Annotated in this window: 22 protein-coding genes and 3 pseudogenes; 11 read left to right on the top strand and 14 right to left on the bottom strand. The window is 62.4% G+C overall.

Features of this window, described 5'->3' with window-relative positions; translation table 11 throughout:
- Nucleotides 1-121 precede the first annotated feature (121 nt).
- Both mnmE and MJ605_RS07115 read left to right on the top strand, forming a co-directional pair.
- On the top strand, nucleotides 122-1,462 hold the full coding sequence (mnmE, locus tag MJ605_RS07120; RefSeq protein ID WP_243040561.1) for a tRNA uridine-5-carboxymethylaminomethyl(34) synthesis GTPase MnmE: 1,341 nt from the start codon (nucleotides 122-124) through the stop codon (nucleotides 1,460-1,462).
- A gap of 175 nt (nucleotides 1,463-1,637) precedes the next feature.
- Nucleotides 1,638-2,939 carry a tyrosine-type recombinase/integrase gene (locus tag MJ605_RS07115; RefSeq protein WP_243040559.1) on the top strand — a complete coding sequence of 434 codons (1,302 nt, stop codon included), beginning with the start codon at nucleotides 1,638-1,640 and terminating at the stop codon, nucleotides 2,937-2,939.
- A gap of 704 nt (nucleotides 2,940-3,643) precedes the next feature.
- Here the strand turns inward: MJ605_RS07115 and MJ605_RS07110 are convergent.
- Complete coding sequence (locus MJ605_RS07110; protein ID WP_243040558.1) at nucleotides 3,644-4,189, bottom strand: ImmA/IrrE family metallo-endopeptidase; 546 nt, start codon at nucleotides 4,187-4,189, stop codon at nucleotides 3,644-3,646.
- 3 nt (nucleotides 4,190-4,192) lie between these two features.
- The gene (locus MJ605_RS07105; RefSeq protein WP_243040554.1) at nucleotides 4,193-4,555 is read right to left on the bottom strand and encodes a helix-turn-helix domain-containing protein; all 363 of its coding nucleotides are present in this window, start codon (nucleotides 4,553-4,555) and stop codon (nucleotides 4,193-4,195) included.
- A gap of 233 nt (nucleotides 4,556-4,788) precedes the next feature.
- Here MJ605_RS07105 and MJ605_RS07100 point away from each other — a divergent pair, with 233 nt between their 5' ends.
- Together MJ605_RS07100 and MJ605_RS07095 are read left to right on the top strand one after the other, a co-directional pair.
- Nucleotides 4,789-5,352, top strand: coding sequence for a recombinase family protein (locus tag MJ605_RS07100; protein WP_243040552.1), 564 nt, complete (start codon nucleotides 4,789-4,791; stop codon nucleotides 5,350-5,352).
- 269 nt (nucleotides 5,353-5,621) lie between these two features.
- A complete protein-coding gene (locus MJ605_RS07095; RefSeq protein WP_243040550.1) occupies nucleotides 5,622-6,461 on the top strand; it encodes a hypothetical protein in 840 nt (279 codons plus the stop codon).
- Here the strand turns inward: MJ605_RS07095 and MJ605_RS07090 are convergent.
- The 4 genes from MJ605_RS07090 to MJ605_RS07080 form a co-directional block, all read right to left on the bottom strand.
- Entirely contained in the window at nucleotides 6,454-7,353 is a 900-nt protein-coding gene (locus tag MJ605_RS07090) for a S1 family peptidase (protein WP_243040549.1), read from the bottom strand. The two genes, MJ605_RS07095 and MJ605_RS07090, sit on opposite strands and share 8 nt — an antisense overlap.
- A 199-nt stretch (nucleotides 7,354-7,552) precedes the next feature.
- Complete coding sequence (locus MJ605_RS07085; protein WP_243040548.1) at nucleotides 7,553-7,846, bottom strand: hypothetical protein; 294 nt, start codon at nucleotides 7,844-7,846, stop codon at nucleotides 7,553-7,555.
- Between the two features lie 45 nt (nucleotides 7,847-7,891).
- Nucleotides 7,892-8,290 (bottom strand): energy transducer TonB, encoded by a 399-nt coding sequence (locus MJ605_RS19420; RefSeq protein ID WP_425600986.1) that lies wholly within the window; start codon nucleotides 8,288-8,290, stop codon nucleotides 7,892-7,894.
- Entirely contained in the window at nucleotides 8,290-8,823 is a 534-nt protein-coding gene (locus MJ605_RS07080; protein ID WP_243040547.1) for a hypothetical protein, read from the bottom strand. Before MJ605_RS07080 ends, MJ605_RS19420 begins: the two co-directional genes overlap by 1 nt.
- A 320-nt stretch (nucleotides 8,824-9,143) precedes the next feature.
- Between MJ605_RS07080 and MJ605_RS07075 the strand changes: the two genes are divergently transcribed.
- A complete protein-coding gene (locus MJ605_RS07075; RefSeq protein ID WP_243040756.1) occupies nucleotides 9,144-9,422 on the top strand; it encodes a helix-turn-helix domain-containing protein in 279 nt (92 codons plus the stop codon).
- A gap of 346 nt (nucleotides 9,423-9,768) precedes the next feature.
- On the opposite strand, the gene MJ605_RS07070 is transcribed toward MJ605_RS07075, so the two are convergent.
- On the bottom strand, nucleotides 9,769-10,284 hold the full coding sequence (locus MJ605_RS07070; protein WP_243040546.1) for a hypothetical protein: 516 nt from the start codon (nucleotides 10,282-10,284) through the stop codon (nucleotides 9,769-9,771).
- A gap of 74 nt (nucleotides 10,285-10,358) precedes the next feature.
- On the opposite strand from MJ605_RS07070, the gene MJ605_RS07065 reads away from it, so the two are divergent.
- The gene (locus MJ605_RS07065) at nucleotides 10,359-10,652 is read left to right on the top strand and encodes a hypothetical protein (RefSeq protein WP_243040545.1); all 294 of its coding nucleotides are present in this window, start codon (nucleotides 10,359-10,361) and stop codon (nucleotides 10,650-10,652) included.
- On the opposite strand, the gene MJ605_RS07060 is transcribed toward MJ605_RS07065, so the two are convergent.
- The 5 genes and pseudogenes from MJ605_RS07060 to MJ605_RS19415 form a co-directional block, all read right to left on the bottom strand.
- Entirely contained in the window at nucleotides 10,653-10,853 is a 201-nt protein-coding gene (locus MJ605_RS07060) for a helix-turn-helix transcriptional regulator (protein ID WP_279237455.1), read from the bottom strand.
- Nucleotides 10,854-11,275: 422 nt separating this feature from the next.
- Complete coding sequence (locus tag MJ605_RS07055; protein ID WP_243040544.1) at nucleotides 11,276-12,355, bottom strand: zinc ribbon domain-containing protein; 1,080 nt, start codon at nucleotides 12,353-12,355, stop codon at nucleotides 11,276-11,278.
- 28 nt (nucleotides 12,356-12,383) lie between these two features.
- On the bottom strand, nucleotides 12,384-13,082 hold the full coding sequence (locus MJ605_RS07050; RefSeq protein WP_243040543.1) for a glycine zipper domain-containing protein: 699 nt from the start codon (nucleotides 13,080-13,082) through the stop codon (nucleotides 12,384-12,386).
- A gap of 14 nt (nucleotides 13,083-13,096) precedes the next feature.
- Complete coding sequence (locus tag MJ605_RS07045) at nucleotides 13,097-13,633, bottom strand: hypothetical protein (RefSeq protein ID WP_243040542.1); 537 nt, start codon at nucleotides 13,631-13,633, stop codon at nucleotides 13,097-13,099.
- Nucleotides 13,634-13,894: 261 nt separating this feature from the next.
- A pseudogene (locus tag MJ605_RS19415) lies at nucleotides 13,895-14,125 on the bottom strand (zinc ribbon domain-containing protein); the annotation flags it as partial.
- A gap of 343 nt (nucleotides 14,126-14,468) precedes the next feature.
- On the opposite strand from MJ605_RS19415, the gene MJ605_RS07035 reads away from it, so the two are divergent.
- From MJ605_RS07035 to MJ605_RS19405, 3 genes and pseudogenes are all read left to right on the top strand, one after another.
- Nucleotides 14,469-16,247, top strand: coding sequence for a zinc ribbon domain-containing protein (locus MJ605_RS07035; protein WP_243040540.1), 1,779 nt, complete (start codon nucleotides 14,469-14,471; stop codon nucleotides 16,245-16,247).
- A 137-nt stretch (nucleotides 16,248-16,384) separates the two neighbouring features.
- Nucleotides 16,385-16,729: pseudogene (locus MJ605_RS19410) on the top strand (DNA translocase FtsK 4TM domain-containing protein); the annotation flags it as partial.
- Nucleotides 16,730-17,437: 708 nt separating this feature from the next.
- Nucleotides 17,438-18,907: pseudogene (locus tag MJ605_RS19405) on the top strand (DNA translocase FtsK); the annotation flags it as partial.
- A gap of 137 nt (nucleotides 18,908-19,044) precedes the next feature.
- Here MJ605_RS19405 and rbsK read toward each other — a convergent pair.
- Nucleotides 19,045-19,938 carry a ribokinase gene (gene rbsK / locus MJ605_RS07020; RefSeq protein ID WP_243040539.1) on the bottom strand — a complete coding sequence of 298 codons (894 nt, stop codon included), beginning with the start codon at nucleotides 19,936-19,938 and terminating at the stop codon, nucleotides 19,045-19,047.
- An 84-nt stretch (nucleotides 19,939-20,022) separates the two neighbouring features.
- Entirely contained in the window at nucleotides 20,023-20,448 is a 426-nt protein-coding gene (locus tag MJ605_RS07015) for a hypothetical protein (RefSeq protein ID WP_243040538.1), read from the bottom strand.
- Nucleotides 20,449-20,583: 135 nt separating this feature from the next.
- On the opposite strand from MJ605_RS07015, the gene MJ605_RS07010 reads away from it, so the two are divergent.
- Entirely contained in the window at nucleotides 20,584-21,282 is a 699-nt protein-coding gene (locus MJ605_RS07010) for a glutathione S-transferase N-terminal domain-containing protein (protein WP_243040537.1), read from the top strand.
- Nucleotides 21,283-21,484: 202 nt separating this feature from the next.
- Nucleotides 21,485-23,755: a S9 family peptidase gene (locus MJ605_RS07005; protein ID WP_243040536.1), complete on the top strand. Its 2,271-nt coding sequence runs from the start codon at nucleotides 21,485-21,487 to the stop codon at nucleotides 23,753-23,755.
- The last annotated feature ends 62 nt before the right edge of the window (nucleotides 23,756-23,817 follow it).

Raw genomic sequence — 23,817 nt, 5'->3', positions numbered from 1 at the left:
CGCTGACGCGGCCTTTTTCTTTGGCCCGCCCGTCATTCGCCCTCACCGTCATCCCGGCCTGCGCCGGGATGATGAGCAAGAGCGCGTTCTCCTCATCCGGCACAGCTCACATAATCCGACCATGACCTCGACCGACACCATCGCCGCCATCGCCAGCGCGCCGGGCGCCGCCGGCGTCGGCGTGCTGCGCGTATCCGGTCCCGCGGTGCCCGCCATCGCCGGCGCACTGCTGGGTCGCGAGCCCGACCCGCGCCGCGCCCACTTCACCGCCTTCCGTGAACACGACGGCGGACTGATCGATCGCGGCCTCCTGCTGTATTTCCCCGCGCCCGCCTCCTACACCGGCGAGCATGTGCTGGAACTGCAAGGTCACGGCAGTCCCGTATTGCTCGACGCGCTGTTGCGCCGCGTCTGCGCCATGGGCGCGCGCCTGGCGCGGCCGGGTGAATTCACCGAGCGCGCCTTCTTGAACGGCAAGCTCGACCTTGCCCAGGCCGAGGCGGTGGCCGACCTGATCGCCGCGCGTTCGCAGGCGGGAGCGCGCGCCGCCCTGCGCTCGATGGAAGGCGTGTTCTCGAACAGGGTTCATGAACTGCTGCAGTCGCTGATCGCGCTGCGCGTGCATATCGAGGCGGCCATCGATTTCCCCGAGGAGGAAATCGACTTCCTCGCCGATCCCGCCATCGCCAGGCAGCTCGACGCGCTGCGGACGCAGCTGTCCGAACTGCTGCGCGAATCGCAGCGCGGCGTGCGCCTCAACGACGGCCTGCGCGTGGCCATCGTGGGACGTCCCAACGCAGGCAAGTCCAGCCTGCTCAATGCGCTGGCGGGCAGCGACCGCGCCATCGTCACCGATATCGCCGGCACCACGCGCGACGTCTTGCGCGAGCAACTCAGCCTCGACGGCATCGCGCTGGAACTGGCCGACACCGCCGGCCTGCGCGACACCGACGACCCGGTGGAGCGCGAAGGCGTGCGCCGTGCGCATGGCGAACTCGCGCGTGCCGACGTCGCGCTGCTGGTCACCGACGGGCAGCACGCCGAGCAGGACCTCGCTTTCCTTGCCGACCTGCCTGCCAGTGTCGAGCGCCTGGTGGTGGTCAACAAGATCGACCTCGACCACGCTCCCGCGCGCCGCGAGGAACACGGCCAGGTGGCATGGCTATGGGTCTCCGCCAAGACCGGCGAAGGACTCGACGCCCTGCGTACCCACCTCAAGCAACTGGCCGGCGCCGGCAGCGGCGAAGGCGCCTTCAGCGCCCGCCGCCGCCACGTGCTGGCGTTGGAACAAGTCGAATACCGCCTCGCGCGTGCCGACGAGGTGCTGCGCCTTACCCGCGCCGGCGAACTCGCCGCCGAGGAACTGCGCCAGGCCCAGCACGCCCTCGGCGAAATCACCGGCACCTACACCAGCGACGACTTGCTGGGAGCGATTTTCTCAAGTTTCTGCATCGGAAAGTAGCGTGTTGTCCCCGCCTGTCCACAGGGGTCTTTGGAAGAAAGAAAAATGGCTCTACTAAGCCATTCTGTTGTCCACGGAGGTGCTCAATAATCCAAGGGCAGCCGCTATAATTTGGGACCACATTGGGGACCACAGAAATGGTTGCCCACCACGAACGCACTAGGTGGTCCCATACATGGCCAAAGGTGGCTTCACGGATGTCCTGCTGAAAAGCCTCACTCCGCGGGCGACGCGCTACACCGTCTATGAGAAAGGCGGCATCGAAGGGTTTGCGGTGGACGTTATGCCATCGGGCAAGCTGTCCTTCCGCTATCGATATAGGTTCAACGGCAAGCGCCAGAAAGTGACGGTTGGCAGTTATCCCAAGATGCGCCTTGCAGTGGCGCACGATCTTTGCCGTGAGATGGAACGAATGGTTCAACGCGGTATATCGCCTGCCGCGGAAAAAAAGCGCCGGCGAGCTGAAGAAGGGAAGGCGGCGACATTCGGCGCGTTAGCTGCGGACTGGGTGGCCAACGTTCTGCGTAAGACCAACAAGAATCCGTCACAAGATGAAGGATTCCTCCGGAAGTACATACTGCCTTCGCTGCAGGACAAGAAGATTGTTGATATCGATCGCGCAGCGGTTTGGATGTGTATCGACCTTGCGAAGAAGAAGAACCGGGATCAGGCGGCGCGTAGGGTACACAGTGTTTTGAAGCGTGTATTTGATTACGCCATAAGGAAAGGCGATCTGCCTGTCAGCCCCGTGGCTGGCATTGATCCGAAGCATATTGCGCCGGCCCGAGCACGGGATCGGGTTCTTAGCCCGGAAGAAATTCCTGTCTGGCTTCATACGATCGAGACGAGCAGTATTCCTCGATCTATGAAATTGGCACTTCGGCTACTTCTGCTGATACCGGCGAGAAAGGGTGAGTTGCTCGCCGCGAGGTGGGTTCACGTCGATCTGAACGGACGTACATGGGACGTCCCCAAGGAGAATAGTAAGAACGGCACACCACTTCGCCACCGCTTGTCAGATCAAGCGACCGCGATTTTTGAGGAACTGCAGGTATTGGCTGCTGGAAGCGATTGGGTACTTCCGTCATCCAAGGGTGGGGGAAGTAAGCCGCTGACGAAATCCGGAATCAACACGGCCATAAGGGGCCTGATTGGGCTGCCCAAGAATGTTGTTATACATGACCTTCGACGCACGGTTCGAACGTATCTGACCGAGCTAGGCATTCCCCAAAACGTGGCCGAGCTTTGCTTGAACCATAGACCGACCGGCATCAAGCGGGTCTATGACCGGTCGGAGCTACTTGACCAACGTTATCAGGCACTACAACAGTGGGAGCGGTATCTACAAAAGCTATTGGCACCAGAATTGATGGACGCGCCAGACAAGGCGGCAAGCGAGATTGATGTGTTACTCGAAAAAATGAAGGGCGATGAAGCCCTCAAGCGCCATGTACTCAAGGCACTATTAACAGCATAAGCCGCTGCGACTTGCAGCGTGCCGGCGTCAGCCATGGCATGGCTATGAAGAAGAGGACAGTCAGTGTCCCTGACTGCCCTCCATGGATAGTGTTATTTTTTGCCCTTGCTGGGCTTGGGTGCCGGGCGGTGCTCAGTCACGGTCGTTTTGGGATGCGACTTTGCATACCCTTCGGTCACGAATCGGCCAGATACGGCGCTGCGGTTGTGTTCGACGGTCTTTTTGGTAGCCATACAAGTGTCCTATCAAATAGTAAGTGCGATGGCGCCACCTAGCTTTTGGCCTTCAACGGGGCGCCGATTCCGGCGCCCCTTCCCATGTTCCTCAACACCGCAGATCGTTAGGTCTTAACGCGGCGGTGAACGAAAGTGCTTGCATACGTGCTCCAGTCGTCCAAAGCGACGACGCACGTAGGCAGTCACGAACACAGTCTTAGGACCAATGCTCATGTGACGCCTCCATAGGTGGGAGGCGTAACGCCGTGCAAATAGCTGTTTACAAGGACTCGGGTATTGCTATAATGTACAACTGCGTTATGAGAGTGGCCTTGGAACTAGCCTTTGCTGTAACCGAGAGCAGCCTGCTCAGCTCTGGTTACCGGGCCTGTTGACGTCCATACGGTTCACTGCCGTATGAGGTGCCAACTAGTTTCTAAGTTGCTTACCTCCTTAAGACTCCGCCCTTGCGGGGTTTTTTTTGTCTTGTTAAAGCATCCGCTCCTTGCGGAGTTCGCTGATTCGCACGGAAGCGGCTATTTCCGACACACCACACTCAGCGGCGAGGATGTACGCGTCCGGGTACTTTCGGACCACCTCCACCGGCATCAGGAATTCACCGGCGAAGTTGTCAGCTTGCCATTCGGAATCCCTGAAGACTTCAAGGTTCTCCGATGACCTGAACGAGCGAGCCAGCGGATTGTCATGCAATACGAAGTGTCCCAGTTCGTGCGCAGCGGTGAAGCGATCGCGCCCGCGGTTCAACCGCAACCCTTCGTACACATCCTCCCTCAAAAAAATTACGCCACGATCAGGGTAAGTCCATCCATGGTCATCCCCCATTTCAGCCTTCTCCTTGGTTCCGAGATAGAAGTTCTCCCAGACCTTGGGCAACCACATCTCAAGAAACCGGTGAAGCGGGAAGTGGGCTACGTGCCCCTTAGCGTCGATCCTTGAAGCTTCGCGCAACTCCCGTGCCGCGCGCCAAACTTGCAATTTCCTAAGTGGTGGTACTTCGTAGCCGCGCTTCCTCATCTGTCAGTCTCCAGAACCAGCATCAATTTTTTTTAGCCAGCCAGCGATGTCAGTTTCGGAGAGAGAATCGAACCGACGAGCGAATGCAACCGCAAGCTCTTTGGCTTTGTCGCTTCTATGATTGAGGGCAATGGTTACTTCCTTTGCTTGTAGAGCTGCAGCACTGGTTAACGCGCTCACCTGCAACTGACTCAGGTGCAACCCTTGCCGCAACTGTTCCACGAAATTCGCGGGAACTGGCTTCTTTCCGGTTTCCAGCGCAGACACAAACGCCGCTGTCACATTTGCCATCTCGGCCACGTCGGCAAGCGTCTTGTCTTGATCAATCCTAATTTTCCTCAGTAGTTTCCCGAATGGAGTAAGCATGGCGGTGGGCCTTCGGCTGTGAAGCTTGTGGACGCCATTATACAGAGTCCAGACCAAAATTCAACCGGCTTGGTATAATTTTAAGCATCGTCGGGTTGAAGTCAAGTCGTGCCACAACATCTTGTGTCTGCTCAACACCCTGATCAGAAGGTATACGTTCTGATGGGCGCCCCATGCGTCTATCAAAAGTCGTTTCAAAAGCTTATTATTAAATTGTCTAAGGAGATTTGATAATGAGCGAAACCGTAGGTTATGCCCGAGTCAGCAGTGCTGGCCAATCGTTGGACGTTCAGTTGGACAAGCTAAAGGAGGCGGGTTGTACCCGGGTCTACTCCGAGAAGCGATCTGGCCAGCAGGCTGATGGCCGACCAGAGCTTCAAGCGTGTCTCCAGTTCCTTCGGGAGGGCGATACCTTGGTCGTCTGCCGGTTGGACCGCATGGCTCGCTCCGTACTGGACTTGGCCAAGATCGCGGACCTCTTGAACAAGAAGGGGGTAGCACTCCGCGTAATCGATCAGGCTATCAATACCGGCACATCGGAAGGCCGATTGATGTTCAGCCTGCTGGGGGCCTTCGCCCAGTTCGAAAATGATATCCGGGCTGAACGTCAGGCCGACGGAATCAATAAGGCGAAGCAGAAGGGGGTGGCATTTGGGCGGAAGCGTGCTTTGACCGATGACCAGTGCAAGCGAATCCGCACCCTACGGCAGGAGGAAAAATTTTCGATCGCCCAGTTGGCCGAACGGTTCAACGTGGGGCCAGCGACAATCTATAGGGCTCTGCAAACAGGGCGCTAAGATCGGCTAGGTAAGCGATGGTTGGCGATGGAGCGAAGTACGGTATCATCATAATTATGAGGACTTTCACATGAGCAAGATTCGCTCGGTCAAAGCGACCTACTCCGACACTGTTGCTAGGCAGCTTTTCGGAACGCCTGCCAGTGCAAGGAAGACCGTGGCCACAATTCTAAAGTCGCGCTCTTCTGGGAAGGAGTCGTTTACTTTGGACGGTAAGACATATCGTAGTGTCGCCGCCGGGACGTTGGCTCCCCAGAAAAAGAAGTAGGATGGGACTCAGCCTTGCTGTTCTCGCGGCAATATTGCTTTTGCTGCCGGGCGCAGCCCTGCTTTTCGGCTTGGAACGTGGCGGCCCATCCACCAAGCAATCCCCCCTTGATGCGCAGCTATCAGTAAACCTCGCGGTAGCTATTACCTGCGCCCTCATATTGCACGTTGTATGGCTCGCCTTATGGCGATGGACCCTGCCACAATTTGACGCGCCGCCGCCTGACGCCAAGCAGCTACTAATGCTGTTCGTTGCTGATTCGAAAGAGCCAAAAACCCTACTGGCTTTCGACAGCATCGAGCACTATCCAGTACGCATTGCAGCCTACTTCCTGGGAATCACCGGAATCGGCTATCTGATAGGACTGGGCATCAACAAGTTGCTGGCGAAGGAAGGCGGGGCACTATGGGATACCTTGCTGTCGCCACCAGATGCCGTGCAGTTCATCTGGGTTACTGCGGACACTGAACTTGACGGTACAAGCTATCTCTTCGCGGGATATCTTCGTGACTTCGCTGTTAATCGTGAAGGCAAGCTGGAGCGGTTGGTGCTAGGCGCGCCGGTTCGTCGGCCACTCGAAAGGAAACCTAAATCCAGCGTCGAAGCAGAAGACTTATCCAACGCCCTTGTTAACGACTGGACAACCATTCCCGGAGAGTTTGTCATTCTGCAGATGGCGCATACGCGAACCATCAACATCGACTACTTCTATCTCGATGACAGCCCGGAAGATGACAATGATGCCCATAACGAGCAGGGTGATCTCTTTGGTGATCCATCTGCTCCGAGCACCAATGCTACGGCTGGACAACTCCCTGCATCGCCGCCTCCTTCTAGCTGATGGTAATGCGGTAGCCACCCGCTGAGTACCGCATACGAGGCTTTGGCAGCTCGCGTAGCAGTGCATCAATGGTCAGCGCGTTTATGCAAACACCAAGGTTCATGGGAACCTCGGTTTCAGCAACTGCATCGATGGTACCAATTTGATCTGGTGTCTCAGCTAAACGAAGTACACCGTCATGTCGTATCCCATAGACACCCTGATTTACGCCCAACAGATAGAGGCGGCTCCCGAACTGAATTCCATTTTGAGTGGCAAATGAGCCTTCATCATAGGCGAATACCGGCGAGCCACTTGATCCACCATAAACCGCCATGTCGACAAGAAATTCTTGGCGGCCCTGCCAATTTCTAGCAGGGCTTGTTGCTGCAATACCTCTGCGAAATACGGCCTTATTGTTGACATCGTCCCAGATACCATTGGGATAGCCAATCATGATGATGTTGGTCGCCACGGTGAGGTGCTCAAATTCTTCAGCGGGGGGAATGACAGAACGATCAAGGAAGCGGAAGCGAAATGTCGACCCCGGAGATTCCAACTTTGTAAGTACAGTGGCGATGTTCAAGCTTGCGAGGTCGATTTCACTTGAGGGGTGATAGAGCGGGTCAAACGTCGCCAATGGCTCGTCCACTTCAACATGTCGTTCCGTACCATCACCATCGACGATGGAGATCACCAGTTGTATGCGTGAGGCTTCTTCGATTACATGGCGATTCGTAATAATAATGGGCCACATCGACATCGACCCAGACACCGCTGGATTCGGTTCGGAGAAGAAGAAGCCTGTAGCTACGCGCCCATCGTCTGTAGCAATTCTTACTGTGCACTGATCGAGCTGCTGGACGATGGAGGGCTGAGCGGGGGCAGACGGAATATTGTCGTGTTGGGTCATATCGCATTATCCCCGTGATGAATGGATGCGTCATTGTGGCGGACAGCAAGCATGTGGCACCACATAGGACTGTACATTCTGATGTGCGATAAGAAGCCCGCGAGGACGCGTTATACCCTCGCTTAGGATGTAGCCAAAAAAAGCAGGCCGGGAAATCGCCAAATTTGTACCACGGATAGGCTATATGGTTTGCCAGTTATTACCGGCCAAATTCGTCTGCCGCCACCACCCTTCCGCTTACCGATGCTTCCCACCGATAGACCCCGTGAGCCAGCGAACCGTACAACCCAAAAGCACTGGGGAAGCTGACTTCCGCCACGCCCCCCTGTCCAGAACTCACCTTGGCAATTGCAACGCTGCCATCCGGCTTCGTGACCTTGAAGATGGCTTCGTAAGGGGAACCTTCGTTCTTGTCACGGACCCACAATTTCGTTTCTGTTTCCGTGGACTGCTGCCAGTTCCGGTCCTTGGCGATTGCAGCGAGTGAATTCATACCGAGCAAGGCCGCAAATGTTATCAACCGCGCTGTTCGCATGGCTCATCGTCCAAAAGTAATGGGAACACGGATACGGCCTTGAGTGGGCTGCCCTGACTCTTCACACATAACCGGTTCATAGCGCCATGTCCTGAGAGTCGCCAGCGCAGATTGGTCAAGCTCATCGCGTCCGCTGCTGGCATAGACGCTGACTTCTGCTGGCACACCATCTTCCCTTATAAGCAGTTGAAGGGTCACCGTGCCATGTAGGTTTAACCTGCGAGCCTGCACCGAATATTGCGGCGTTGGCGCCCACTTCGGGACGACTCTCGGCGTACATGGCGATGTTGCGATATATGGCGTTCTTGCTACCGCATCGCGGCTTCCCACGCTGATAACAATGAGTATGGCCCCAGCGGCTATTGCTCGTTGCCGTGTCGATAGTGCGTTGGCGAGGTTCATCAGATATCGATCTCCTGTACCAAATTGTCCTTTCGCAGATCAGGCAGGAGCTTCTGAAGCTGGACCGGTGAGCCCAAGCTACCGGAATCGGTACAGACAGACGCCGTTGCAGCCTGCGGCAAATAGATACGAACGATATGTTCCTCGCCGGGGGCCAGCACGCTGCTGTATAGATCGCCTACCCGATCAGCGCTCCGGATCATCCGGTTTTGATCGTCGAAGCCTGCGCAGAACATGTGGTCGCCGGCACGATACTCGTCGACCGAGATGTTCTTAACGATGCAATCGAAACCTGCGCCGCCAAGAAAATTGCCGGCGTACTTGCATGACTGGAATCGGTTGACGCCAATCGTGATCATCTTGGATGGACCGTCGTGCGCCACCATGCTGCTGCCTGAGCTCCACAGCTTCTCAAAGAGGTTCACGAACACGAAAATAGAACCCAGCGCAAGCACGCCAACGAAGATGCCGAACACAATCCGCTGCCACGAGGACAGTTTTCTTCTGACGGGCACGGCTGTTCCATCTGACATGACAGATCCCCTGTGTAAGTAAGTACCGAAATGAACTATCCGAAGATGATGACTTCGGAGGTCCGACTACATTTCGGGCAGTGGAATACTCCTTGCGTCAGCATGGAGTGCGGCGCTGGCTTGGCCGAGGCGTGACTGCCCGATTCCACATACCCACAGCTCTCGCACTTCTTGCGCCAGTAGATCATTTTCCCGTCGTCGCGAACGACGATTGCCCCTGCTGCACCAGCCATAGCTCGCCCCTTTATTATTCAATAAAAGCCGATTTTGGACTATTCCAGAACGGACTCTAGCGTGCCGTGACCCATCTGGGCAAGGTCATGGCCGCATCTACGCATCATCAGGATTACCAGCTTCTAGTCGCCGCATTGCGTGACGCTCGCCGGAAGGCGAAGGTGACCCAGCTGGAGTTGGCGGACCGCATAGGTAATACGCAGACCTTCATATCGAAGGTAGAGCGCGGAGAGAGGCGCTTGGATCTCGTAGAGTTGGTCGAATTCTGCGAAGCCTTGAACATCAGCGCGGTCGAATTTCTTCGTGCGTACCTTAGGCGCCGTGGGTTAGCCGGGGCTACAAGGCAAAAGCTAGCGAAAGGATAGGAGCATCGCGTCGGCTCCTTACCAGCGGTCCTACTCGACCCGCTCATTATGCTCATGGCCGTCTATCGTGCCTGATCAGAGACGAGGCTGGCTGTATATATGTGATAGTGGTTTGGATGTATGTCCACTACATATAAGTATGTAACTATTGTGGTGTTCATGCTTCTACAGAGGACTTAATGATCGAGTTCACATGGATAGGTAAGAGATTTTTGTCTTACCCACTTCATCATTGATCTTGAACAAGCCTGTGCCAAATTTAGGTAATAGTTCATCAAGGGGGATCGCTCCCCCTAGCGGTTGGTCTGTCTTCATGCCTGCAAGTGAAGTGGGTCTAGCCCTTAAATCAATGACCGAACGACACAAATTTCCAAAGCACAGCCTGAGTGTCTGAGTGGCAAGTCTTCAGCACGTAATCGATCACGTTACTAACATCAGACTCTGCAACCAGTTCTCGATACCAGTCATCACTGTTCGGACAGTAGACGTTGGGGTCACCGCAGGAAGCATGTGCTTCCACCCAAGTTCGCCTGATCACTTCCTTGTACTGATCTGGTTTTCCGGGTAGCTGGTAGAGGCAGTGAATGTGCGTGCCATCGGTAGGTGCAAGTAGGCTCCCGTACGAAGTGCCCCGCATGTACTTTTCGATGACTGGAACCATGGGCAGTCGGCGCTTGGAATTGCGTCCGTATAATTCGCTACGCAAGCTATGCGCATGTGTTCCGAATACCTTCAACGCCCTGTCATAGCTGACGGCATCCTTGAAGGTATAGGTAACGAAGACATTGGGGCCGATCTGCTGCAGCCAATCGGCCATCACGCGCTGGAGCGTGGTCTGTGCTGTCTTCGTTTCTTCGCTCATCAATACCTCTTCGCAGCTTGTGGTTTTTGCTGCACACAGGTATTTTTCAGCGATCCGACATTTCGCTAATTATCATGCGCAAGAAGCGTGGCAACCCACGGCTGGACGAAGCCAGAAACACCGATACAGTTGCAGCCAACAGCGCAAGGGCGGCGAAGGCAGATGATTTCGCGCGGGAAGTTGGCAAGCGGTTGCATGACTTCATCGAAGACAACGGCTTGGGGTACAACAAAGAGGAGTTTGCGAGGCACTTAAATGAAATCGGCTTCCCCACTCAACGGGGCGGCAAATGGTCAGGCAAGCAGGTAGCACGGATTTTCGACCGTCTTCGGGTCTTGCACGCCCAGAAACCCCGTGGGCGCCGATGATTAAGCTGCACGAGCAACACGACCATGCATCCATCCGATCACATCAGCTTCAATCCATGCAACCGACCTGCACCCCAATTTTACCTGCGCGGGGAACTGCCCCTCACTTATAAGCTTATAGATCTGCGAGCGTGACAGTCCTGTCCGGGCCATAACCTCGTGCAGGCGAAGAAACTTTATGCTGGTAGGTGTGTATGTCATTGCGCCCCCTTCTGTTCGGTTGGTATGACGCAATGCTAGTGGCGAACAGCTGGCTGTAGCTCGCTTCGCAGGCTGGCCGTTTAGATAACGAAGCCACCAAGAATTTATGGATCGATGAAGCCCGGGAACCCTGCATCGACGTCCCTCTAGCGCGGGGAAAGTCATAATAGAAATCACCGGCGCTCTTAGCGGCATTCTATAAGTGTGTCGTCGCTAGCTAATCTTTCGTCCAAACACGTTCAGCCAACGTCCCAGTGCATGCAGTCGATGCACGTTGGGACCACTAACGGGACCACAGTCTGCGTGTGCATGAGCGAAAGCACAGCTCATACAATGTGATAAGCGACGAAGCTACGTTCTGCATCGGCAAGTAACCGATGGCAGCCCCAAATAAAGGGCCGGCGTGAGCCGGCCCTTCGCGGTCAGGTGGATTGCCCGCATTCCCCGCAGAAGCGGTCTCCCGGGGTGAGGTTGGCGCCGCAGTCGCGGCAGGCGGATGGCGGTGCCTTGGGAGCCGCCGGGGCCGGGCGGTGCTGTTCCATCTTTTGCTTGAACTGCGCGAAGCCGCCGCGCAGCTGGTTTTCCGCACTGGCGTCGATGCCTGCGCCGAGCGAGTCGTGCACCAGGATGTAGCCGAACATCGCCACCAGGGTGAACATGGCGACCAGGATGGCCATCATCACGCCCACGGAGGCGCTGGCCGCGCCGGCCTGCTGCAGGCTGTCGAGCACGCCGTCGAGCGGCGAGGACATCAGGGCGCTGCCATAGGAGTTGTAGCCGCCGCCAAATCCGCCGCCGAAACCGTGCGCGCCGCCAAACAGGCTTCCCGCCGAGAACAGCGTGATGCTAGCCCCCGAAGTGACGACCAGTAGCCCGATCACGAAGACCGCGACCGGTCCCACGATCAGGCCGAGCAGGACGAAGTGCAGCAGGGCATCCAGTGGACGCTTGAGCACGATGTCGACGGCACGGCCGATCGAGCCGAGCACGCCGTTGCCACGCCACACGGCCACCAGCAGCAGCGGTATGCCGATGACCAGCAGGCCGTAGCAGAAGGCCAGCGCCACCGCGCCGGGGCCGGCGAACAGGAAGGCGAACAGCGGCCCGATGCCCGGAATGCGGCCGAGGTAGGAAAGCAGCAGCAGTACCAGGAAAACCAGCAGCAAACCCAGCCCCAGCAGCAGTAGCGAGAGGAAGGCGGTCAAGGTGGCGTGCAGGCCGCCGAAGAACGCCGCACCCACGCTGCGGGATTCACGCCCGTCGGCCTGGTCCACCAGCAGCAACCCCGCGCCATTGATGCCGGCGAGATACACCAGCAAGGCCAGCAGGGCCATCAGCAGCCCGGCGATGAAACCCAGCTTGGCCGTCGCCGCGCCGGCCGCCGCCATCAGCAGCAACCCGACCACCGCGCCGCCGCTGAGCAGCAGCAGCGCACGCAGATTGCGCAGGCCTTCGTAGCAGCGCACCAGCATGCCGATATTGTTCACTGTCTTCTGTGTCATCCGTGGTTCCCCCTGTGGTCCGTCGCCGTCAGCTCACGACCAGCATCGGCGTTTCGTTGGTTTCCACTGCCTGGTTGTTCATGGACAGCGTGGAGCGCACCACGTAGCGGCCGTTCTGGATGCCCTTGGGCAGGTTGAAATTGAAGTTGGTCTGGTACTCGCCCGTGCCGTTGATGTCCGACGCCTGCTTGGTCACCGTGGACAGCTGCTTGCCGTCCGGGGAGAACAGGGTGAGTGTTTCGGAAAGCTGCGGCGGCGCGTCATGCGTGCCATGCACGACGACGATGGTCGATTGCAGTTCCACCGGATTGCCCGATTGCACGGTGTTCGACGGCGCGAGCGAGCTGGAATACGAGGAGATCGTGTTGGTGGCGGGCAAGCTGCCGCGCTGCTGGACATAGGCCGTTTCGACCGCCGAGGCGTCGCGCACCTTGCGGCTGTGGTAGTTGTAGGCCGTGCAGGCCAGGGCACCGATGCCCGCGCCCACCGCCGCGCCCACCAGGTGGCCGTTGCCCTTGCCGAAGAACGCGCCGGCCAGCGCGCCCACCGCGCCGGCCAGGGCGGGATTGCACTCCGACGAGGTCTTGGCGCTTGCGTCGGGGTTCACCACCGCGCCATTGGTGGTTCCATTCTGCGCCGGCATCTGCGCGCATCCCGCGACCAGGCTGAGTACCGCGCTACCCACCAGCACGCCGATATGCCTGTAACGATGACTGTTCCCGCTCATCCCGCAATCTCCGTTCAATGGATGGAAATACTGTTCATGGCCTGCTGCTGGGCCTGCTCGGCCTCCTTCAGCAGCTGCTTTGCGCGGCCGAGTCCCGGCTGCACTTCCAGCGCCGCCTTTGCGTTCGCGATGGCGGTGGAATAGTCCTGCTGGGCGAACGCCGCCTCGCCCTTGCGCACCAGGTTGAGCGCCACGTCGGACATGGGCGGCGCCGCATCCGCTTTCGGCCTGGGTGCCGGCTTGGCGACGACGGGTTCGGGCGCCGGTGCGATCGGCGGCGGTGGGCTTGCAGGTTCCGGCCGGCTGGCCTCCGCGGCGACGGGCGCTTCGGTCGGTACGGCGGTGGCCGGTGAAGCGTCGGTCGGTGGCAGTGCCTGTTGCTGCGCCACGGTCGGCGTTGATGGAGCCGCGGTGCTTGCTGGGGAAGACGGTTGGTCCGTCACCGTCACCGCGGCCGCCGTTGATTCCATGGGCGAGGACTGCATGAAGCGGTAGGCCACCAGCGCACCGATGCCCGCGACGACCACGATCACCGCGGCGGCGATCGCCATCACGCGGGTTTTTCCTCCGCCGGCGCTCGGCATCCGTGCCGTGGAAACGGCATTCCGGACGGCTTCCGTGGCGTGGGAAGGTGCGGCGCGCATGGCGGGTTCCGGCGCTGCGGCCGCCGATGGCGAAGCCGGGGGGGCGACGGATGCCGCCGGTTCGCTTTGTGGTGGCTCGTCGGTAGTCGTGGACGGGACGATGGAAGCGCCGCAAGCCTTGCAGAAGCGGGCGCTCGCGGCGAGTGACGCGCCGCAGGAAGCACAACTTGCCATGGCGGCCGCATGGCCCTGTTCCGCGGCAATGGCAACGACGGGCTCGGCGGCCGTGACGCCCTGGCCACAGCCGGCGCAGAAGCGTGCCGTCTCCCGGTTGCTGCGGCCGCAATGCGTGCAGGACCAGTCCGCGGTATGGGCCGTGCCGTTTCCCAGCGCACCGCCACAGGTGCGGCAGAACCGGCTGCCGGCGGGATTGTCATGCCCGCACTTGGAACACGTCATCGATGATTTCCCCTTGGTGAGTCCGAGATGGTGCGCATGCCGGAGGCATGGCGGCCGGGCCGAGCGTTCGCAGGTTTGCCGGTGAGCGGGCACACAAAAACGCGGCGGATGCGCAATGCATCCACGCGGCTTTCCGGCAAACGGTTCCCCCTGATCCGAGCCATGCATCCCTTGCTTGACAGATCCACGTCCTGCCGCCGATACGGCAGGCATACGCAAGCACATCGACCGGCAAAGGAAGAACTTGAGCGTCAGGCGCGGCGTTCGTTCCTATCACCTATGCGGTAGGCGTAAGGTGCTGCGCTGCGGTTATGCTCTGCGCCATCACGCCAAGGAGGCCGTCATGTCCTACGAGTACAACGCCGAGAGCCAGCGGCTGGATTTTCCCAATCCGTTCTACCTGGAGAACTGGTTCCTGACGGCTGCGACGGGCACGCTGTGCCTGGGCGGGCTCGTCCTGTTGCTGCTCAGCCGGGGCAACCTCGCGCATGGCCAGGGTCTGCAGGGCGCGTTGCCGCTGCTGCTCGGGCTGGGCCTGCTGGTTTCCGGCCTCAACCATGGCCGCAAGCTCTTCACCCAACTGCGCTTCTTCTTCGGGCGCAGCCAGCCGCATGGCCTGGCGCAGGAACTGGCCCAGGACGCCACCGGCAAGAGCCCGCAGTCGGACGAACTCAAGGAAATGCTGCGCCAGAACGCGCTGACCTATCCCGAGCCGACCGGGCCGCTCAACGGACTGCTGTATGCGTGGATCCGCGAACTGATCTTCGCGCCCGCGCCGGTGCAGCGCATCGCGCAGCGCCAGTTCCAGACCGGCATCGTCATCGCGGTCACCCTGCTGTCCTTCCTGATCGCCTGGATCGGCTTCTCCGATGGCCGAGCGGCGGCGTGGATGGGACTGTTCTACTTCGCCTTCAGCGTATTCCTGCTGCTGCGGCCGCTGGAGGATGGCGCTCGCGCGCAGGCGCAGGTCGGCATGCGTGGACTGATCGTGCTGATCATGGTGGCGATCTTCGCGCCGGTGCTGCTGCCGCGCTTCTCGGACGCCTTGCCTGACGTGAGCTGGCTGTCGCTGGAAGTGCAGACGCTGTGCCTGCTGCTGGCGTCGCTGGTCAGCGTGGGCCTGTATTTCCGCGCGCTGATGAACCAGATGGGCGGGCCGCCGGCGACCAACATGGCGCGCGAGCAGACCACCTTGTCGATCAATTGCCATCCCAAGCAGCTGATGGATGAACTGGATCGCACCCTGCAGGACGGCTGGATCGAGCGCATCCCCAACCGCCGCTACGCGCGGGTGATGCCGCTGGTCAGCAGCGGCGCCGGCGTGTTCAGCGCCGAACTGGTGGAAGAGACGCAGCCAATGCCGGCCAGCGACCAGCGCCGACTCGATATCGGCGCGGCTTTCGCCCTGCCGCGTTTCCGCTGGATCGCCTGGCTGGACGTGGCGGCGCTCGCGCTGACCGTGCTGGGCACCGCTTGGCTGGTGCTGTTCGGCGTACGCTTCCACCCGGCCACCGCCGAGCCGCGCCTGTTCTCGCTGGTGACCCTGGGCGTGGCGATGCTGGCGCTGGCCAGCTACTGCCTGCGTGCGGGCCACGTCCTGTGGGGGCGTTTCGATTTCACCTCGCGCCTGGTGTGGGTGGAGATGCATGGCAACTACCAGGCGGCGCGGATGGATTTCGGCAGCTTCACCGACCGCATAAAGACCGAGAAGCAGGTAATCAACATCGAGACCATGACGCTGCGCGTCTGGGCGGCCGAGCTGGACAGTGTGATCTTCGGCAAGCACACCGCGCGCGTCATCACCGGCCTGCGCGGTACCCCGGACTACGCGCGGCAGCTGGTGCGCCACCTCACGGATTTCGCGCAGGAACAGAGCATCATCGTCGCTCCCACCGCACAGGCGGACCTGCAGAAGAGCGCGCTGCTGGGCGCGATCAATCAGCGTGACGGCGCGGCGCCGACGGAATTGCCGCCCGCGGCGATGATGCAGGCCATCCGCGCGGTCGCCGCGCCCGTGTCCATGCCTCCGATGGCCAGGCGCGACTGCCCGTCGTGCCAGGCGCCGGTGGAGGTGGACGATCATTTCTGCGGCCATTGCGGCAGCGCGCTGATGCTTGCCTGACGAGGTGCACCGGCGCGTTCCGACGCCGGTGCACTCCTTCTGGTCCATGGATTTACAGGAACTTAGGCCATCCTTTGCTGGGATGGGTGACGGTATGGCGCTAACATACTGAGTTTGCGCGTTTCGGCACGTCACGCATGCTCACTTTCCTGTTCGGCGGCTTTGGGCTGTCCACTCTCTGGCTGGTTCCCTTGTTCTGGCGTCTTGGCTGCACGCTTGTCGCGCGGCGCGCGTTGTCCCTGGGCGGACAGGGCACGATCCGTTACGGGCTTGGTGCGCTGCTGGTGCTGCTGGCCAGCGCCACGCTCGAAGGGCTGGTGGTCGATGGCTACACCGACGATCCCCATGCGGGTGGCGTGGTGTGCCGCGCGCTGGCGCATGGCATCGGTGGATGGCTGGGCGGTTGGCTGACGACGCTGGCGATGCTCGCCGTGATTGCCGTGGCCCTGCCGTGGTATGTCGGCGTGGGCTGGCGGGTGATCGCCAGGCGCGTTTCCGCGGCTGTCGACGTGCTGGCCGCCCTGCTCCAACGCTCGGTCGAGGCGGTCGTCGCGCGACGCGGGAAAACGGGTACCCGTCGCCGCACGCGTGGCGCGGTGCGCCGGCCCGCGCGGCCCCCGGCCAAGCCACGCCGCGCGGCGGCTGCCGAACCGCGGCGAACCCAGGCACCGGCCGCCGCCTTGCCTCCAAGGCCCGCGCCGGCCGCCGAGCCGCTGCCTGCGGCCGCCCATGCATCGTCCACGCGCGTGCGTCATGTGACCCGGCAGGAGAAGGTCATCCGCGAGCCCTGGCTGACGCCCAGGCATGGACATGCGGCTTCCCTGCCGGGCGCTCCGTTGGGCCACCATCCTTCCAGGGTCGCGGCGGCGGCCGGCGCCATGTCGTCTGGCGTGTCGTCGGCCGCGCCGCGTGCCGCCGAAGCGGCGATGCCGGTGGAGGAACCGGGCTTGTCCAGCCCTGTGCCGGCCCCGGTGGTCGATGTCCAGCCGATACCCGAGACGGCGGCGGAAACCGCGGCATGGCCGGTGGAAGAAGCGCTCGAGCCGGAGGCCGCGCCACTCCCCGCGATGCCGCTCGCGCCGCCGCGCGGACGCTTCGTCGCCGCCAATGACGATGGCCCGGCCGTGTCGCCCGCAAGCGTCACGCCGCTGCGCCCGGCCGTCCCGCCGCGCCAGCGATCGAGCGCGATGTTGCCGCCGTTGTCCCTGCTGGCCGCACCGCGCGCCGAGTTCGCTGCCATCGACGAGGCGCAGCTGGCCGAGACCGGCGAGCTGATCGAGCAGCGCCTGCGCGAGTTCAAGGTGCCGGTGACGGTGGTGGGCGCCTCGGCCGGGCCGGTCATCACGCGCTTCGAGGTGGAGCCCGCCGTCGGCGTGCGCGGCAACCAGATCGTGGCGCTGATGAAGGACCTGGCGCGCGGCCTCGGTCGGACGTCCATCCGCGTGGTCGAGACCATACCTGGCAAGACCTGCATGGGCCTGGAACTGCCCAACGAGCAGCGGCAGATGATCGCCTTGTCGGAAATCCTCGATTCGGCCGAATACCGCGGCGCCGATTCGCTGCTGACGCTGGCGATGGGCAAGGGCATCACCGGCGAGCCGGTGGTGGCCGACCTGGCCAGAGCGCCGCACATGCTGGTGGCGGGCACCACCGGCTCGGGCAAGTCGGTGGCGGTCAACGCGATGATCCTGTCCATGCTCTACAAGGCCACGCCCGACGACGTGCGCATGATCATGATCGACCCGAAGATGCTGGAGTTGTCCGTGTACGAGGGCATCCCGCACCTGCTGGCGCCGGTGGTCACCGACATGAAGCTGGCCGCCAACGCGCTGGCCTGGTGCGTGGGCGAGATGGAGAACCGCTACCGGCTGATGTCCGAGCTGCGCGTGCGCAACCTGGCCGGCTACAACCAGAAGGTGACGGACGCCAAGACGTCTGGACGTCCGTTGTTGCATCCCTTCCCCGCGCACCCGGAAGTGCCCGAGGCGCTCGACACCCTGCCGATGATCGTGGTGGTGATCGACGAGCTGGCCGACCTGATGATGGTGGCCGGCAAGAAGATCGAGGAGTTGATCGCGCGGCTGGCGCAGAAGGCACGCGCGGCGGGCATCCATCTCATCCTTGCCACGCAGCGCCCCTCGGTGGACGTGATTACCGGCCTGATCAAGGCCAATATCCCTACCCGCGTGGCGTTCCAGGTATCGAGCAAGATCGATTCGCGCACCATCCTCGACCAGATGGGCGCGGAAAGCCTGCTCGGCCAAGGCGACATGCTGTTCCTGCCGCCGGGCACGGGTTATCCGCAGCGCATCCACGGCGCTTTCGTCGCCGACGAGGAAGTGCATCGCGTGGTGGCCCACCTGAAGCTGCATGGCGAGCCGGACTACAAGGATGAGATCCTGGCCGGCCCGCCCGCCGAGGGTTCCGGCGAGCTGTTCGGCGAAGAAGGCGGCGATGCCGAACTCGACCCGCTGTACGACGAGGCCGCCGCCTTCGTGCTGCGCTCGCGGCGCGCCTCGATCTCGTTCGTGCAGCGGCAGTTCCGCATCGGCTACAACCGCGCCGCGCGCCTGGTCGAGGCGATGGAAGCGGCAGGCCTGGTGTCGCCGATGGGCATTAACGGCCAGCGCGAGGTGATCGCGCCGGGGCCGGTGGATTGAGGCGACCTGTTCCAGCCATCCCCTTGTGGGAGCGCACCCTGTGCGCGGCCGGCAAGGGGCTAGGGGCGAGTAGCGAGGGCGCAAGCACTCGCGTCTGTCGCTTTATCCGGTCGCGCACTGGGTGCGCTCCTACAGGGTCAGGCCTGGGCGGCGAGGAGGGTATCCAGCTCGCCGCGCGTGGGCATGCCGCCCTGGGCGCCCAGTCGCGTGACGGACAGTGCTGCCGCGGCGCAGGCCTTGCGCACGGCGGTGGGCACGCCTTCGTGCAGGAACACGGCCAGCGCGGCGTTGAAGGTATCGCCGGCGCCCGTGGTATCGACTGCCTCGACCGGGAAGCCGGACTGGTGCGTCGGCTCGCCGCCGTCGCGGTACCACGCGCCATCCGCGCCGCGCGTCAGCACCACGGGTGCGGGCGCGCGCCGCATCAACGACAGGAAATCCTCGTCCGGCGTTGCATCGAGCAGGATCGCCAGCTCGTGCTGGTTGGGCGTGAGGTAGCGCGCAAGCTTCAGCCAGTCGAGCGGCAGCGGCTGGGCGGGCGCGGGGTTGAGGATCACCGGCTTGCCCAGGCGATGGCCCAGGCGCAGCGTGGCCTCGACCGTCTCCAATGGGATTTCCATCTGCACCAGGATGGCGTCGGCGCGGGCCAGCGCGGCCTGGGCGCGCTCGACCTGCGCCGGCGTCACCTGCGCGTTGGCGCCCGGCACCACCACGATATGGTTCTCGCCGCCGGCCACGGTGATCGAGGCCGTGCCGCTGCTGTGGCCGGCAAGGGTGGCCACGTGCTCCAGCGACACGCCTTCGCGCGCCAGGCCCTCGCGCAGCGGTGCACCGAAGGCATCGTCGCCCAGCGCGCCCACCAGGGCGACTTCCGCGCCCAGACGCGCGGCGGCCACGGCCTGGTTGGCACCCTTGCCGCCATGCACGGTGACGAAGCGATCGCCAAGGATGGTTTCGCCCGGCGCGGGAAAGCGCGGCGCCAGCGTCACCAGGTCCATGTTGATGCTGCCGACCACGACGACGCGCGCCATACCGCCCCACCCTTTCATTCAGCGAAAGGGGCGAGCATACGGGATGGAACAGGCGTGCGGTATGCCGGAAACCGCGCCCGGCGCTCAGCCGCCGCTGCTGCTCGACGAGGACGGCGCGTGCTGGCCGCGGTGCTGCTCCATGCGCTCCATCGCCTTTTCGCGCATGGCCTTCACCTGGTCGCGCTGTGCCGGCGTGAGCACGGCATCGATCTGGTCGTTGGCGTCCTTCATGATGGACATGACCTTGGCGCGCCGGTCGGCTGGTTGCAGGCTGCTGTCGCCACGCAGTGCGTCCATCTGCTGTTGGCGCTGCTGCAGGATGGGGCCGATCTTGGCCTGCTGGTCGTTGGTCAGCTGCAGTTGCTTGGTCAGGCGATCGAGCTGTTGCTGGGGATCGGGCGTGTGCATGTGCTGGCTGGCGGCGCCGCCCTGCTGTTGGGCGAAGGCATGGGTGCTCAGGGCCAGTCCGAGCCCGAAGGCCAGCGCGGCATAAAGCGGAAGTCGTTTCATGGTCGGTGTTCTCCGTGGGATGGGCGGGGGAACGCGGGCCCGCGAGCCGAGGTTGACCTCGGACGCTGAGCGGCGCTTGATTGACAGCCTAGCGCCCCGACCATCAACGGATCGTCCGCCCCGAGGAGTCACCGCATGATCGAGCTCTACTACTGGCCCACCCCCAACGGCCACAAGATCACCTTGTTCCTGGAAGAATCCGGCCTGCCCTACGCCATCAAGCCGGTGAACATCGGCAAGGGCGAGCAGTTCCAGCCCGCTTTCCTGGCCATTTCGCCGAACAACCGCATGCCGGCCATCGTGGACACCGCGCCAGCAGGCGGTGGCGAGCCGATCAGCGTGTTCGAGTCCGGCGCCATCCTGCAGTACCTGGCCGAGAAAAGCGGCAAGTTCCTGCCCGCCGACGTGCGCGGCAAGTACCACGCGCTGGAATGGCTGTACTGGCAGGTGGGCGGACTGGGGCCGATGGCGGGCCAGAACCACCACTTCAGCCACTACGCGCCGGAGAAGATCCCCTACGCGATCGACCGCTACGTCAACGAGACGCGCCGCCTCTACGGCGTGCTGGACAAGCGCCTGGAAGGCCGCGCCTTCATCACCGGCAAGGACTACACCATCGCCGACATGGCGACCTACCCGTGGATCGTGCCGTACGAGAACCAGGGGATGCGGCTGGAGGATTTCCCGCACCTGAAGGCCTGGTTCGAGGCCATCCGCGCGCGGCCGGCCACCCAGCGCGCGTATGCGCTGGGCGACGAGGTGAAGGGCCGCTTCGACCTCACCACCGACGAGGAGGCGCGCAAGGTGCTGTTCGGGCAGGGGGCGAAGAAGTAGGGACGTTGGGGGCGGGGGCAGGGTGGTGGGGGCGTGAGTCCGTGCGTTGATGGTGTTGCATCTCGCGGTCGCGCACAGGGTGCGCTCCCACAGCTCCCCCACTACCCATTCCCCAACCCCGGTTTCCCCTAGCTTCCACACGCGCAACGCGTTCTAATCGCCGCTTGTTCTTACGTACGACGCGTCGCCCAAGGAAGTACCCATGCGCGCCCTCCTGCTTGCCGCCCTCGCGTTGGCGGCCCTGCCGACCATGGCCGAAAAACTCACGATTGAACGTATCTTCGACGGCGGCAGCCTGGCCGGTCCGGCGCCGCGCGGCCTGCAGGTCTCGCCGGACGGCAGCCGCGTGACCTTCCTGCGCGCCAAGCCGGACGACCAGTTCCAGCTCGACCTGTGGGAATATCAGCTCAAGGACAACAAGACCCGCTTGCTGGTGGATTCGACGAAGCTCGAACCCCATGGCGAGCAGCTCTCCGATGCGGAGAAGGCGCGCCGCGAGCGCGAGCGCACGGCCGGACTGCACGGCATCGTCAGCTACCAGTGGTCGCCGGACGGCAAGCAGCTGCTGTTTCCCATCAGCGGCAAGCTCTACCTCTACACGCTGGCCACGCCGGATGCCGCGCCCCGCCCGCTCGATGCCGGCGACAACGCGATCGACCCGAAGATCTCGCCCAAGGGCCGCTACGTGTCCTTCGTGCGCGAGCAGAACCTGTGGGTGATCGACCTGGCCAGTGGCGAGGTCCGCCAGCTCACCCATGATGGCGGCGGCACCGTGCACAACGGCGAGGCCGAGTTCGTGGCGCAGGAGGAAATGGAGCGAAGCGAAGGCTACTGGTGGGCACCGGACGACTCGGCCATCGCCTTCGAGCGTTACGACGAGGCCAAGGTGCCGGTCACCCGGCGCACCGAGCTGTACGCCGACCACACCGAGATGGTGGAGCAGCGCTATCCCGCCGCCGGCCAGCCCAACGTGGCGGTGAAGCTGGGGCTGGTGGCGCCCACCGGCGGCCCGCCGCGCTGGATCGAGCTGGGCAAGGACCCGGACCTCTATCTCGCCCGCGTCAAATGGCTGCCCGACGGCAAGCACCTCGCCTACCAGCGCATGCCGCGCAGCCAGCAGCGCCTGGACCTGCGTCTGGTCGACGCTCATAGCCTGGCCCAACGCACCCTGCTCAGCGAGACCAGCCCCGACTGGATCAACCTCAACGACGACCTCAGTTTCCTCAAGGACGGCAAGAGCTTCCTGTGGGGCAGCGAGCGCAGCGGCTACCACCACCTGTACCTCTACGGCATCGACGGCCAGCTCAAGCATGCGGTGAGCGAGGGCGACTGGCCCATCGACGGCCTGCTGGCGGTGAACGAGCACACCGGCACGGTCTACGTCAGCTCCAACAAAGACGCGGTGCCCGAGCGCCAGGTCTACGCGCTCAGGCTGGACGGCAGCACCGCCCGCGCGCCGGTGCGCGTGAGCCAGGGCGCGGGCACGCACCTGGCCACCTTCGCCCATGACGGCAGCTTCTACGTGGATACCTTCTCCAGCGTGGATACCCCGCCGCAGGTCAGCGTGCACAAGCCCGACGGGACCCTGCTCGCCTGGATCGAGCCGAACAGGCTCGACGAGAACCACCCGTTCTGGCCCTACCGCGACAGCCTCATCAAGCCGGAATTCGGCACGCTCAAGGCCGCCGACGGGCAGACCCTGTACTACCGCCTGTACAAGCCGGCCGGTTTCGACCCCGGCAGGAAGTACCCGGTGTTCGACATGTTCTACGGCGGCCCGCACGCCCAGCTGGTCACCAACGCCTGGGGCGACTACTTCAACCAGTACATGGCGGCCCAGGGCTTCGTGGTGTTCACCCTGGACAACCGCGGCATGGCCCGGCGCGGCCACGCCTTCGAGACGCCGATCTACCAGCAGCTGGGCGCCGCCGAGGTGGAGGACCAGCTGGCCGGCATCCAGTGGCTGAAGTCGCAGCCGTGGGTGGATGGCCGGCGCATCGGCGTGTTCGGCTGGAGCTACGGCGGCTACATGGCCACCATGATGTTGGCCAAGGCCTCCGACCAGCTGGCCGGCGGCGTGGCGGTGGCGCCGGTGACCAACTGGCGCCTGTACGACACTTTCTATACCGAGCGCTACCTGGGCCGCCCGCAGGACAACGACGCCGGCTACACCCGCAGTTCGCCGCTGGCCTGGCTGGACGGCCTCACCGCCAGGCTATACCTGGTGCACGGCATGGCCGACGACAACGTGCTGTTCCTCAACTCCACCGAGCTGATGGCCGAGCTGCAGAAGCGCGGCACCCAGTTCCAGTTCATGGCCTACCCGGGCGCCAAGCACGGCCTCAACCTGCCGGGCCAGCGCGCTCACGTGTACCACCTGATCGAGAATTTCTTCCAGCGGCAGGTGAGGGGCGCGGCGCCGGCCGCGCGCACGGCCAAGGCGCCCGATCCGGTACCGGCGACGACCCGATGACATCGGAATGTGGGAGCGCACCTTGTGCGCGACAATCGGCATCAGGCTAGGCGGTCGCGCAC

The organism is Dyella sedimenti (assembly GCF_022760995.1).
Lineage (GTDB): Bacteria > Pseudomonadota > Gammaproteobacteria > Xanthomonadales > Rhodanobacteraceae > Dyella > Dyella sedimenti.
The sequence above is the reverse complement of the archived record's forward strand: the minus strand, read 5'-3'. Positions and strand labels throughout refer to the sequence as shown.